The sequence below is a fragment of the Brevibacterium zhoupengii genome (assembly GCF_021117425.1).
GTDB lineage: Bacteria > Actinomycetota > Actinomycetes > Actinomycetales > Brevibacteriaceae > Brevibacterium > Brevibacterium zhoupengii.
In genome coordinates, this window is record NZ_CP088298.1 from 1791178 (window position 1) to 1804554 (window position 13377).

Genomic DNA, 13377 nt, shown 5'->3' on the forward strand with positions numbered 1-13377 from the left:
CCAATATGACGATCAAAGTCCAACAGTGACGCAGCGGCGACATGAACCGCCACAGAGTCCCTAGATTGCTCAACGAAACTCAGACACTGATGAAGCACCAGGCTCTGAAGAGACACCCTGACCACGTCGATGAGGGAGAACCCCATGTCACAGACCTCCGCAGTGGAGACGATCACCCCGGACCCACCTCGGCGATTCCTGGACGGGAAGAAGAGAGTCCTCGCCTCGGCCTTCGCCGGCACCACTATCGAGTGGTACGACTTCTACCTCTACGGCACGGCCGCCGCACTCATCTTCAACGTCCAGTTCTTCCCCAGCGGCAGCGAACTCGGCAGCAGCTTGGCCGCCTTCGCCAGCCTCGCCGTCGGGTTCTTCGCCCGACCACTGGGCGGCATCATCGCCGGGCATCTGGGTGACCGAGTCGGACGCAAGGCGCTGCTCGTCGTCTCCCTGCTGTCCATGGGCATCGCCTCGACGCTCATCGGCCTGGTGCCGAACTTCAACGCCATCGGCTGGTGGGCTGCTGCCGCACTGGTCGTCCTGCGCATCGTCCAGGGACTCTCCGCCGGAGCAGAATGGGGAGGATCGGCACTGCTGTCAGTCGAACACGCGCCTCCACGCAAACGCGGCCTGTTCGGATCCTTCACACAGATCGGATCCGCCGCGGGCATGCTGCTGGCCACCAGCGCCTTCTTCTCCGTACAGACCCTGCTCACTCCGGAGCAGTTCGAATCCTTCGGCTGGCGCATTCCGTTCCTGGCCTCGGCACTGCTCGTGGCATTGGGACTCTGGATCCGCCTCGGCGTCTCCGACGCCCCGGAATTCCAGGAACTCAAGGACTCCGGCAACGTCGCCAAGGCACCCCTGCGCGACGTCCTGACCAAGCACCCACGCGTCCTCCTGGTCACGATCGGCCTGCGCCTGGCACAGAACAGCGTCTTCTACCTCATCACCGTCTACATGCTCAGCTACCTGGCCGAGAACCGCGACGACTCGACCGCCGGCGTCACTGCCGTGATGATAGCCTCCGCCATCGGTCTGTTCACCGGGCCGCTGTGGGGATGGATCTCGGACAAGGTCGGCCGCAAGCGCGTGACCATCGGCGGCATCATCGGAGTGGCCGCCTTCGGGTGGATCTTCTTCGCCTTCCTCGACGCCGGCCCACTGGCGTTCCTGCCCATCGTCGTCATCCTGGGCATGAACCTCGCCCACGACGCCATCTACGGACCCCAGGCAGCCTGGTTCGCCGAGCAGTTCCCCATCGAGATCCGCTACTCGGGCGTGAACATGGGCTACCAGCTGGGCACAGTCATCGGCGGCGGAATCATGCCGATGGTCGCAGCCCTGCTCTACGTCGTCGGCGGCCATTCGCCCTGGCTGATCTGCGGCTACCTCACACTGCTGTGCCTGCTCTCCCTCATCGCGGCACTGGAGGCGAAGGACCCCGTCCGGGAGCTGGCGATCAGCGCTCGCGCGGTCGACTGAGCTCGTACGCGACTGACACAAACCTGACACCGACAAGGAAAGAGACACACGATGACGAAACCGATCATTCTCAACGCCTTCGACATGATGACACCGGTCCACCAGTCACCTGGCCTGTGGCGCCACCCCGAATCACGAGTCGAGGAATTCACCCAACTGAGCTTCTGGACCGATCTGGCCAAGACCCTCGAGGAAGGAGGATTCTCCTCCCTCTTCCTCGCCGACATCCTCGGCGTCTATGACGTCTACGGAGGCAATGCCGATGTCACCAACCGTGGGGGAGTCCAGTTCCCCCTCCTCGACCCACTGGTGGCGGTGCCCGCCATGGCAGCGGTGACGAAGACACTGGGATTCGGCGTGACCGCCTCGGTGACCTACGAACAGCCCTACCTGCTGGCCCGGACGCTGACGACCCTCGATCACTTCACCAGCGGCCGCGTGGCCTGGAACATCGTCACCAGCTACGTGGACTCCGCGGCCCGCAACCTGGGACTCGAAGGCCAGATCCCACACGATGAACGCTATGACCGGGCCGATGAGTACATGGACATCATGTACAAGCTCTTCGAAGGCTCCATTACGCCTGAGGCACTTCGCGCCGACGCCGAGGCCAACGTCTTCGTCGACCCCGATCAGGTCCGCGACATCAACCACGAGGGCAAGTTCTTCACCGTCCCAGGACAGGCGCTCGCCGTGCCCGGCCCGCAGGGAACCCCGCTGCTGTTCCAGGCTGGTGCCTCCAAGCGCGGGCAGGAATTCGCCCTCGACCACGCCGAGGCGATCTTCTTCTCCGGACCTACTCCAGAGATCCTGCGCACCTGGGTCGACAAGGTCCGCGACGGACTCGAAGAACGCGGACGAGCCCGCGACAGCGTGAAGATCTTCGCGCTCGCCACCGTCGTCGTCGACGACACCGACGAAGCCGCAGATGCCAGGCTCGCCGACTACACGCGCTACGTCGACACCGAATCCGCGCTCTCCCTCTTCGGCGGCTGGACCGGCGTCGACCTCTCCGGTGCCAAGCCCGAGGACCCGCTGGAATACGTGGCCACCGACGCGAACCAGTCCGCGCTCGCCTCATTCACCACGATGGCCGGTGACAAGACCTGGACCATCCGCGACCTCGCCGAGTTCGTCGCCATCGGCGGACGTGGGCCGGTCATCACCGGTGCTCCCGCGACGATCGCCGACGAGTTCGAACGTTGGATGGACGAGGCCGACATCGACGGCTTCAACATCGCCGCGGCCGTCCGCCCTGCCGACGCCGAACGGTTCACGAAGTATGTCTCGCCCGAACTGCGCCGTCGCGGCCTCCTGCCCGAACCCGTCGAAGGTGCCACGGTCCGTGAGCAGCTCACCGGTAAGGGACCTCGCCTGGCTGATGATCACAAGGGAGCCGGATTCCGGTTGGGCGCCGACGCCTTGGTGTGAGCCTGAACTTGTAAATCTATGAGTTCGTCCGAACGGGGAAGCCCGCGCGGACAATCTCGACAAAGTGGCCGGTAGATGTTGTCTCGTGATTGACCTGCGAGTTCATCTGCCGGCCACTTCTGGTGGATAATGGTCTGCGGCCATTTTCCGATCCGCCGATCACCTGAGGATCCCGCATGAGCGCAGCGACGCCCAAGACCACTGCCGAGACCACCTCGGCGCCCGCCTACAAACGTAAGGCGCTCTTCGCCGCAGCTGTCGGATACGGGCTCGACGGCTTCGATCTGCTCATCCTCAGCTTCGCCCTCGGCGGGATCATCGCCACCTTCGGACTCAGCGACGTCGAAGCGGGATCACTGTCGACGATCACCCTCTTCGGAGCGGTCCTCGGCGGCATCATCTTCGGATCGCTGGCCGACCGCTACGGTCGCGTCCGCGTTCTGACCTGGACCGTTCTCATCTTCGCCGTGTTCACCGGACTGAGCTCAATTGCGCAGGGATACTGGGACATGGCCGCCTACCGGTTCATCGCCGGCATCGGAATCGGCGGCGAGTTCGGCATCGGCATGGCATTGGCCGCCGAGGCGGTGCCGGCCAACCAGCGTGCCCGAGCCACCTCATGGGTGGGCGTGGGGTTCCAGATCGGTGTGTTCGCCGCCGCGATCGTGTCCGCTCCGGTGATCGCTCTGTGGGGTTGGCGGGCACTGTTCGTCATCGGTCTCTTCCCCGCGATCTTCGCCTTCGTCATTCGCCGAGGTGTCGAGGAGCCGGATAAGTTCATAAAGTCACAGCAGGGGCAGATAGCGGGGGAGTCGGGAGGCTCAGCGGAGCTGCCGACATTCGGCGCAAAGATCCGTGCGCTGGTCAAAGACAAGGCGACCGTGAAGATCACCTTCGCCCTCACCGTCCTCTCGACGGTGCAGAACTTCGGGTACTTCGGCATCATCGCCTGGCTGCCCAACTATCTGTCCGAGAAGATGGACCTCGGTGTGACGAAGGGATCGCTGTGGACGGCGGTGACGGTGATCGGAATGCTCGCCGGCATCCTCATCTTCGGTCAGGTCGCCGATCGACTGGGCAGGCGTCCGGCGTTCTGGATCTTCCAGGCCGGGGCGATCGTCTCGATCCTCGTCTACAGTCAGATGACCGACCCGACCGCACTGCTCATCGGCGGCTTCTTCATGGGGGCGTTCGCAAACGGCATGCTCGGCGGTCATGGTGCCCTGCTGGCAGAGATGTATCCCACCCAGGTGCGTGCCACGGCGCAGAACGTCGTCTTCAACATTGGCCGCGCCCTCGGCGGACTCGCGCCCGTGGTCATCGCACTGCTCGCGGACTCCTTCGGATTCGCCTTCGCTTTGGCACTGCTGCCGACCATCTACCTCATCCAGTTCCTCGCCATGTTCCTGCTCCCGGAGAAGCGCGGCATCGAACTGGAGTAGGTGGACAGCTCAGACGACCCGGCGGCCCGTGACATTTTGTGACGGCCGGGGGAACGGGCGAGGGCGTGCCCAGACCATACTGAGCGATTGTGAATAGTCCAGAACCGGCCGGCACCTCGGCGCACGCACCAGAGACCACCAGCACCGGAGGATCGTCTTCGCGGATCATCCGCAGCGCCTCCGACATCCATTCGGTCCTCGCCGAATTCGGATCCCAGGGCACGAAGACCAAGGCAGTCATCATCCTCGCCCTCGGCGGGATCTTCATGGACGCCTATGACTTCTCCTCCCTGGCCTTCGGCATCACCGCGATCAAGGAGCAGTTCGGGCTCTCTGGTTTCATGACTGGGCTCGTCAATGCCTCGATCATGGTCGGAGCGGTCATCGGCGCTCTCTTCGGCGGGTACCTCGTCGACCGCTTCGGGCGCTACAAACTGTTCATGGCCGACATGGTCTTCTTCGTCGTCGCCGCAATCGGCTGTGCCGTGGCTCCCAACGAATGGGTCCTCATCTTCTTCCGGTTCATCATGGGCATCGGTGTGGGCCTCGACCTGCCGGTGGCGATGGCCTTCCTCGCCGAGTTCTCCAAGCTCAAGGGCAAGGGAAACCGCTCCCAGCGCGTCAACGCCTGGTCACCTGCCTGGTACATCGCCACCGGCATCGGCTACCTCGTCGTCCTCATCATCTTCGTCAGCCTGCCCTATGACCAGCACGCCATCCTGTGGCGAATCGTCGTCGGCTTCGGCGCGGTTCCCGCCCTCATCGTGCTCCTCGTCCGTCGCCGCTACCTCGCTGAATCACCTGAATGGCTGGCCAATCAAGGCGACCTGCGCGCGGCCGTGGACGTCATGCGCTCACACCACAACCTTGATGTCAGGCTTGCAGACGATGCGAAACGCAGCACCTCGGAGTCGGCGGATACGCTCGCGAACGAAGCACTCACACCGCAAGCACTCACGTCGCAAACACCTCAGCCGCAAGCACCCAAGCGCGGAGGCAAGTGGAGCGGGTTCGCAGAACTCTTCGCTCCGCAGTACCGTGTGCGCACGATCGTCGCGCTCTGCGTGTCCGTGTTCTCCACCTTCGGCTACAACGCCGTCGCCTACGGCACCCCGCTGATCATCACGACGCTCTTCCACCAGACTCCGCTGGTCACGATCATCGCCTCACTCGTCATCAACCTCGGCTTCGGGGCCATCGGAGGCCTCTTGGGCATGACGATCGTCAACCGATTCGGCACCCGCCGCATCACGCTCGTCGGCTTCGCGATCCAGGCCGCGGCACTGGCTCTGCTGGCCATCGTCGGCATCCCCACCGGTGCTCTCGTCTTGGTGTCGGTGGCAATGCTCGCCGCCTTCGTCTTCGCGCAGGCAGGCGGACCCGGAGCCAACCTGATGAACTACGCCACCCTGTCCTACCCGACGAGGCTGCGCGGAATCGGCATCGGATTCAACCAGTCCGTGCTGCGTGCGTTCTCGATCGTCTCCCTCATCATGTTCCCGATCCTGGCCGGCTCGATGGGCACCGGTGTCTTCTGGATCGTTGCGTGCGCACCGTTGGCCGGAGCCATCGCCGTCGGCATCGTCAAATGGGATCCGACGGCCAAGGACGTCGAAGACGAATAAATGGTATGCCAAAAATCTGAGAGCAGAACCGTCACCTTCGAGCCCGTGACCAGCGGCTGAGCCTCCCGCACGATCGCTGTAGTAGAGCTTATCTGCGGCTCTATTGCGAATGTGTCATTGCGCACGGCTTGTGACTGGGGTTACGCTGAGTTCGAAAGAACCCGCCGTCACAGCGCAGTGATATCAAATTTGGTATCCCAGCTCTGTGCCTTGCAGATTTGAGTGGCACCCATGGCAAAGACCGAGGTCACGCACGACTCCACGCCTACCTGGATGGGGCCGAGCCCCGAACAGCTGGCCGCGCATCGCATCAGTCCCCGGTTCTACAACTCGGATCTGGCGCCCAGTCGCAAGGAGGGGCGCAGTTGGACGGCCTACAGTGTCTTCACTCTCTGGGCCAACGACGTCCACTCGCTGGGCAACTACGGGTTCGCTCTCGGACTCTTCGCCCTGGGGCTGGGAGCGTGGCAGATCCTCGTGGCGCTGCTCGTCGGCGCGGCACTGCTCTTCTTCCTGCTCACGCTCTCCGGCTTCATGGGTCACAAGACGGGAGTGCCCTACCCGGTGATGAGCCGCATCGCGTTCGGCGTCCACGGCGCGCAGCTGGCGGCATCTGTGCGCGGAATCGTGGCCATCGCCTGGTTCGGCATCCAGACTTACTTGGCCTCCAGCGTCCTCAACGTCCTACTCATCACCCTCATTCCCGGTCTCCAGTCGTGGGCAGACACCGAGTTCCTCGGACTCTCCGGACTGGGCTGGTTCTCGTTCACTCTGCTGTGGATCGTCCAGGTCATCATCGTCAGCTACGGCATGGAGATGATCCGAAAATACGAGGCGATCGCCGGACCGATCATTCTCGTCACCTTCGTCTCACTGGCCATCTGGATGCTCTCTCGCGTTGACTTCTCCATCTCCTGGGCCAGAGAGGACGCCCTGTCGGGGTGGCCGATGTGGATGCATATCCTCGGCGGCGGGTCCCTGTGGGTCGCGATCTACGGCACCTTTGTCCTCAACTTCTCCGACTTCACCCGCGCCGCGAAGAAGAAGGGGTCGATCGTCGTCGGCAACTTCTGGGGCATCCCGATCAACATGCTCGTCTTCGGCCTCGTCGTGATCTCGCTGGCCGGCGCCCAGTACAAGATCGACGGCACGGTCATCACCTCACCGGCCGATATCGTGCAGACCATCGGCAACCCGATCCTCTTGGCGCTGGCTTCCCTTGCATTGCTCATCCTCACGGTTGCGGTCAATCTCATGGCGAACTTCGTCGCCCCGACCTACGCGCTGACGAATATGTTCCCGCGCCACCTCAACTTCCGCAGCGCAGCGATCATCAGCGCGGTCATCGGCTTCGTCATCCTGCCGTGGAACCTCTACGACTCACCCGTCGTCATCGTCTACTTCCTGGGCGGGCTCGGCGCCCTGCTGGGACCCCTGTTCGGGGTCATCATGGTCGACTACTGGGTGATCCGGAAGACGAAGGTCAACGTTCCGCAGCTCTACACAGAGGCGGGCGACGGTGAGTACTTCTACCACCGCGGAGTGAACTGGCGCGCCATCGGTGCCTTCATCCCCGCCTCCGTCATCTCACTCGTCTTCGCTCTGGTCCCGGCGTTCGCAGGACTCTCCGAATTCTCCTGGTTCAGCGGAGCTGGCATCGCGGCCATCATCTACTTCATCATCGCCCGCCGGAACTTCACCTTCCGCGAGGTCGACGGCGAAGAGATCGCCGTTCCCACCACACACTGATTGAGAGCCCTGCCATGAAAATTCTCGTCGTCAACGTGAACACGACTGAGTCGATGACCGAGGGAATCGCCCGCGCGGCTCGGGAAGCCGCCTCGGCGGGCACCGAGATCATTGCGCTGACCCCCAGCTTCGGAGCCGAGTCCTGCGAAGGAAATGTCGAGAGCTATCTCGCGGCGCTGGGCGTCATGGACGCGGTGATGAAATACCCGGGGGAGTTCGACGCCGTCATCCAGGCCGGGTACGGCGAGCATGGGCGCGAAGGACTCCAGGAGCTCCTCGATGTGCCCGTCATCGACATCACCGAGGCGGGTGCAGCGTTGGCGATGTTCCTCGGCCACCGATTCGCGGTCGTCACGACACTCGATCGTACCGTCCCCCTCATCGAGGACCGGCTCCTCCTGGCAGGACTCAACACCCACTGCACCTCGGTCCGTGCCTCCGGGATGGCCGTGCTTGAGCTGGAGAATCAGCCCGAGCGCGCGGTGGAGGCGATCGCTGATCAAGCCGCCGAGGCGGTCGAGCGTGACCGTGCAGAGGCCATCGTCCTCGGGTGCGGGGGAATGGCCGACCTCAAACAGATCATCGTCGAACGCTGCGATGTCCCCGTCGTCGACGGAGTCACCGCCGCCGTGAAACTGGCCGAATCGTTGGTGGGACTGGGGCTGAAGACCTCGAAGGTGCGGACCTATGCGCCGGCGCGTCCGAAGCAGCTGAGCGGCTGGCCCTTCAGCGCAGCGTGAGCTCAGCGCCCAGCTGACTCAGGCCCGGCTGACTCAGGCCCGGCTGACTCGAGTCAGTCTGACTCGGCTCCTTCGCGTGACTCAGTTCCCTCATCGACAGCCTTGGCGAGGCGTTCCTTGTGCTTGTCGTGCTGCTCCTGGCTCGTTCCCAGGTGCCGGGCAGCCAGATCCCTGACCTTCGCCTGATCGCGATGGGCGATCGCATCGTAGAGCTGAGCGTGCTCGGTGGCGACGAAGTCGAGGTCATCATGCTGGCTCAACTGCCAGCGCATACGCGAGTCGAGGAGCTCACCGATCTCGACCAGGAGCCGGTTGCCGGAGAGCTCGGTGACGATGGCATGGAAGTCCGCCGCCGAGCGGTGGGCACCGACGACGTCACCGGCCTTCGACAGTTCCTTGCCCTTGGCCATGGTGGCCTCGAGTTTGGCCAGGCCCTCACGATTGTGTCGCTGCGCGGCGAGTTCGAAGGAGAGAATGTCGAAGACCGTCCGCACTTCGTTGAGGTCGGCGATGTCACTGGGGGAGAACTCGCGCACAGTCGACCAGGTGTTGGGCCGATTCGCCACTAATCCCTCGGCGGCCAGCTGTTTGAGAGCCTCACGGATCGGGACACGACTGACACCGAGCTCCGTGGCCAGGTTCCGCTCGACCAGTTTGCTGCCGGGCAGACGGATTCCGTCGATGATCTCGTTGCGCAGCACCTCGGTGACCCGCACGGTCTCAGAGCGCGGGCCATCACTGCGCGTGCCATCCTGGCCCGCGCTCTCGGTGCGTGGACTGCCGTTGTTCTTCACGAGGTCATTCTCCCACCAGTGTTGCGCTGCACCGCAGCTTTCGTCGGCGTCGCGTCGTCGTTCAGCGCTTCATCGCTCGGCCGAGGGTATCGAGGCCGACAGATCCCAGGTTGAGCGCCTTGGTGTGGAAGGCCTTGAGGTCGAAGTCCGCTCCGGCCTCGGCCTTGGCCTCGTCACGGAACTGCTCCCACAGCCGCTGACCGATCTTGTAGCTCGGGGCCTGTCCCGGCCAGCCGAGGTACCGGTCGAGTTCGAAGGCGAGGAACGACCGGTCCATGGCGACATTGTCGGTGAGGAACTGCCAGGCCTTCTCCCGGTTCCAGGTCCCTCCGCCGAGGCTCTCGGGAGCATCGAGTCCCAGATGGAAACCGATGTCGAGGACCACCCGTGCTGCGCGCAGGCGCTGCGAGTCGAGCATGCCCAGGTAGTCGCCCGGATCGTCGAGGAAGCCGAGGTCTGCCATGAGCTTCTCCGCGTAGAGGGCCCAGCCTTCACCGTGTCCGGAGACCCAGCACATGAGTCGGCGCCACCGGTTCAGTGTGTCAGAGACATAGGTGGCCTGGCCGACCTGCAGGTGATGGCCCGGCACGCCCTCATGATAGACGGTGGTCTTCTCCTGCCAGGTGGCGAACTCGGTGACGCCTTCGGGCACCGACCACCACATGCGACCCGGACGGGAGAAATCGTCGGTGGGACCGGTGTAGTAGATGCCGCCGGTGGCCGAGGGTGCGATCATGCACTCGATCGTGCGCACCGGCTCGGGAATGTCGAAATGGGACTTCCCCAGTTCCGTGATCGCCTCATCGGCGACCTTCTGCATCCACTCACGCAGCCCTTCTGCGCCGTGCAGGGTCCGAGCGGGATCGTTGTTGAGCGTCTCCATGACCTCGAACAGGTCGGCCCCGGGCTGGATCTTCTCCGCGACCTCGCGCTGCTGCGCGTCGATGCGGGCCAGTTCCTCAAGTCCCCAGGCATAGGTCTCATCGAAGTCGACCTCGGCGCCGAGGAAGTCACGCGAGTACAGAGCGTAGGCCTCGCGACCGCAGGCCTCATTCTCCGGCGCTGCCGGGACAAGTTCGGCAGCCAGGAAATCGGCGAGGTGGGCAAACGACTCACGGGCCGCCTCGGCGTGGGTGCTCAGCTGTTCGTGCAGCGATGATGGGACCTCGGTGGCGCCGGCGACGAGCTGGTCGAAGTTGCTGCCGGGTTCGGCCAGCGTGCGGGCCTGTTCGATGACCTTCTCGATCTGGATCCGGGCCGCGACCTGTCCGCGGCTCTTGGCCAGGGCCAAGGACTCCTGATAGCCGGCCACGGATTTCGGGACGGCCTCCATGGTCGTGGCGATGGTCTCCCAGTCCTTGGCGGTGTCGGTGGGCATGAGATCGAAGGCGTCGCGGATGGACTGCAGGGGAGACTCGATGACATTGAGACTCGAATGTTTGAGCCCGGCCTCGAAATAGTCGCGTTCGACGGTGAGACGGTCACGCATCGCATCGATGGTGACGAGATCGACGTCGTCGAGTTCGGCCGCCTTCTCAACCTCGGCGAGCTTGGCCAGCGTCTCGACGGTGAGATCATTGGCGGCAGCCAGACCAGCGGGGGAGAAGTCATCGAAGCCCTTCGCACCTTCGATACCGAGGTAGAGGGCGAGGGAGGGGGAGAGCGCGAGTGATCTGTCGACGTATTCTTCAGCAACGGCGTCAACGGCCGAAGGGGTTCTCTTCTGGGTCATGATTCTCACCCTATATGACTGAGAACACAGCAATCAGGCGACTAGAGCAAGATCACCCCGAGATGGACCACCGACGACGGGGACCACCGGATAGCATGGATGGGTTCCCAGCCCGATCACGGAAATCAACCGGATCTCAACGATCAGCCATCAGCCGATCACAGCCGATCGACACTGACCGCAGAGCGCCGATCTCACCGGGCAGGCTGTTCTTCCCAGACAGCCTGATCTCGCCGGGCAACCCGGGAACGCAGCGCATCATTCGACAGGAAGAGAGACTGATCTTCAGTGGCACGGGCACAGCTATGGACCAAGGACTTCGTCGTCGGCATCGGTCTCAACCTGTCGATGTCGATGGTGTTCTACCTCCTCATGACGTCCATGGCCGGCTATGCCGTCGCCAGATTCTCCGCGGGTGAGGCTGCCGCCGGTTTCGCATCCTCCTCGTTCGTCGTCGGTGCCGTCGTCGCACGTGTGCTGACCGGAAAGTACCTGGACTTCATCGGTCGGCGGAAACTGCTCATCATCACGATGGCGATCTCGATCCTCGCCTCCGCGGCCTATATCTTCGCCGACACCCTGGTCTGGCTCCTCGTCATCCGCATCATCCACGGCATCGCCTTCGGGGCCGGCAACACCGCCATCATGACCGCGATCCAAAGCGTCATCCCGTCCTCCCGCCGAGGTGAGGGCACCGGTTACTTCGGCACCGCCACCACACTGTCGACGGCACTGGGCCCCTATCTGGGTGTCATCCTCCCGCGTTCCTACGACTTCCCGATGCTCTTCGCAGCCTCGGCGTTCATGTCGCTCGTCGCCTTCATCCTCTGCGTCATCATCAAGCTGCCCAAGCAGGAGCTCAGCGACTATCAGCGACGCAGCAAATGGAACCTCAAACTCTCCACCCTCGTCGATCCGGCAGGTCTGCGCATCGGTTCGATCATGCTCGTCGTCGGCACCGCCTACGCTGCCGCTCTCGTGTTCCTCGCCGGGTATGCCGAGGACAACGGGGTTGCGAGTGCCGCGTCCCTGTTCTTCGTCGCCTTCGCTGTGGCCTCACTGGTCGCACGACTGTTCGTCGGTCGCCTGCAGGATACTCTCGGCGACAACTTCGTCATCTATCCCGTCTTCATCTTCAACCTCGTGGGCAACATCCTGCTGGCCGTGTGGCCGACGATGACGGGAATCATCCTCGCCGGCGTCTTCGTCGGGCTGGGATTCGGTTCACTCATGCCGTGCATGCAGGCGATCGCCGTGAAATCGGTGCCGATGTCCCGCGTGGCCGTCGCCACCTCCTCGTTCTTCCTGCTCCTTGACGCCGGATCCGGGATCGGCCCGATCATCCTCGGCGCCATCATGCCGCTGACCGGCGGCAACGGCATGTTCATGCTCTGCGGAGGTCTCGTGGTTCTGGCCATGATCCTCTACTACTTCGTCCACGGCCGTCGCCGAGGCGGTCGCCCAGGTCGCGAATACCTGCACTGAGGACGGTGTTGGCTGGACAGAGGTTTCTCCGCGCGAGCGATCGCGATAGCCTGAACGCACCGTTGACACTCCCGGATCGCAAGGACTGGCCATGAAATTCGCACTCGCGCAGATCAACTCCACCACCACAGTTGCGGACAACCTCGACAAGGTCCGGGACTACACGCACAGGGCCGCCGAGGCGGGAGCCGAGTTCGTCGTCTTCCCCGAGGCCACGATGTCCGCCTTCGGGCCAGGCCTACGCGATGTCGCCGAGGCGAACACCGAGTCGTGGCGCACGGAGATGGCACAGCTGGCGTCCGAGGCCGGGATCGCCGTGATCGTTGGCGAATTCGCGACCTCAGGTGAGAAGGTGATCAACCTGCTCGCCGTCTACTCGCCGCAGGGCGGGCGCGAAGACTATGCGAAGATCCACCTCTACGATGCCTTCGGCTTCAAGGAATCCGACACCGTCGTCCCCGGTGAGGACCCCGTCGTCATCGACCTCGGCGGTGAGAGCGTCGGCCTGACCCTGTGCTACGACATCCGCTTCCCGAAGCTCTATGCCGAGATCAGCCGTCGTGGTGCCAAACTCGCCATCGTCTCCGCTTCCTGGGGTGCGGGCAAGGGCAAGGTCGAACAGTGGGAGACTCTTGCTCGTGCCCGGGCACTGGATTCCAATATGTTCGTTGTCGCCATCGGCCAGGCCGATCCCGAGGTCAGCGGAGTAGAGGTGCCGAAGAAGGGACCGACCGGTGTTGGCCACAGCCTCGTCTCCGACCCGTTCGGTCATGTCATCTCCTCACTTGATGGCCAAGAGGGTCTCGAGGTCGTCGATGTGGACCTCGCCATAGCTGACAAGGCCGCCGAGGCGATTCCCGTACTGGCGAATGCCAAGCTCGGGTACTGACGCTG

At 63.6% G+C, this 13377-nt stretch carries 10 protein-coding genes; 8 read left to right on the forward strand and 2 right to left on the reverse strand.

Translation table 11 applies throughout. The annotated features are described in order from the left end of the window. The first annotated feature begins 144 nt into the window (after positions 1–144). The 6 genes from LQ788_RS08110 to LQ788_RS08135 all read left to right on the forward strand — a co-directional run bounded on the left by LQ788_RS08110 (position 145) and on the right by LQ788_RS08135 (position 8472). Positions 145–1485, forward strand: coding sequence for an MFS transporter (locus LQ788_RS08110; RefSeq protein ID WP_231446577.1), 1341 nt, complete (start codon positions 145–147; stop codon positions 1483–1485). Between the two features lie 51 nt (positions 1486–1536). Then, complete coding sequence (locus LQ788_RS08115) at positions 1537–2916, forward strand: LLM class flavin-dependent oxidoreductase (protein ID WP_231446578.1); 1380 nt, start codon at positions 1537–1539, stop codon at positions 2914–2916. 176 nt (positions 2917–3092) lie between these two features. Then, a complete protein-coding gene (locus LQ788_RS08120) occupies positions 3093–4358 on the forward strand; it encodes an MFS transporter (protein WP_231446580.1) in 1266 nt (421 codons plus the stop codon). 89 nt (positions 4359–4447) lie between these two features. After that, the gene (locus tag LQ788_RS08125; RefSeq protein ID WP_231446582.1) at positions 4448–5983 is read left to right on the forward strand and encodes an MFS transporter; all 1536 of its coding nucleotides are present in this window, start codon (positions 4448–4450) and stop codon (positions 5981–5983) included. A 231-nt stretch (positions 5984–6214) separates the two neighbouring features. After that, a complete protein-coding gene (locus LQ788_RS08130; protein WP_394801332.1) occupies positions 6215–7732 on the forward strand; it encodes an NCS1 family nucleobase:cation symporter-1 in 1518 nt (505 codons plus the stop codon). Between the two features lie 14 nt (positions 7733–7746). Further along, entirely contained in the window at positions 7747–8472 is a 726-nt protein-coding gene (locus LQ788_RS08135; RefSeq protein WP_231446584.1) for an aspartate/glutamate racemase family protein, read from the forward strand. A 53-nt stretch (positions 8473–8525) separates the two neighbouring features. Here the strand turns inward: LQ788_RS08135 and LQ788_RS08140 are convergent, their stop codons facing one another. Together LQ788_RS08140 and LQ788_RS08145 are read right to left on the reverse strand one after the other, a co-directional pair. Continuing rightward, positions 8526–9266 carry a GntR family transcriptional regulator gene (locus LQ788_RS08140; protein WP_231446586.1) on the reverse strand — a complete coding sequence of 247 codons (741 nt, stop codon included), beginning with the start codon at positions 9264–9266 and terminating at the stop codon, positions 8526–8528. A 61-nt stretch (positions 9267–9327) separates the two neighbouring features. After that, positions 9328–10998: a DUF885 domain-containing protein gene (locus tag LQ788_RS08145; RefSeq protein WP_231446588.1), complete on the reverse strand. Its 1671-nt coding sequence runs from the start codon at positions 10996–10998 to the stop codon at positions 9328–9330. Positions 10999–11286: 288 nt separating this feature from the next. Here LQ788_RS08145 and LQ788_RS08150 point away from each other — a divergent pair, with 288 nt between their 5' ends. Together LQ788_RS08150 and LQ788_RS08155 are read left to right on the forward strand one after the other, a co-directional pair. Beyond that, positions 11287–12483, forward strand: coding sequence for an MFS transporter (locus tag LQ788_RS08150; RefSeq protein WP_231446589.1), 1197 nt, complete (start codon positions 11287–11289; stop codon positions 12481–12483). A 91-nt stretch (positions 12484–12574) separates the two neighbouring features. Beyond that, positions 12575–13372: a carbon-nitrogen hydrolase family protein gene (locus tag LQ788_RS08155; protein ID WP_231446591.1), complete on the forward strand. Its 798-nt coding sequence runs from the start codon at positions 12575–12577 to the stop codon at positions 13370–13372. Positions 13373–13377 lie beyond the last annotated feature (5 nt).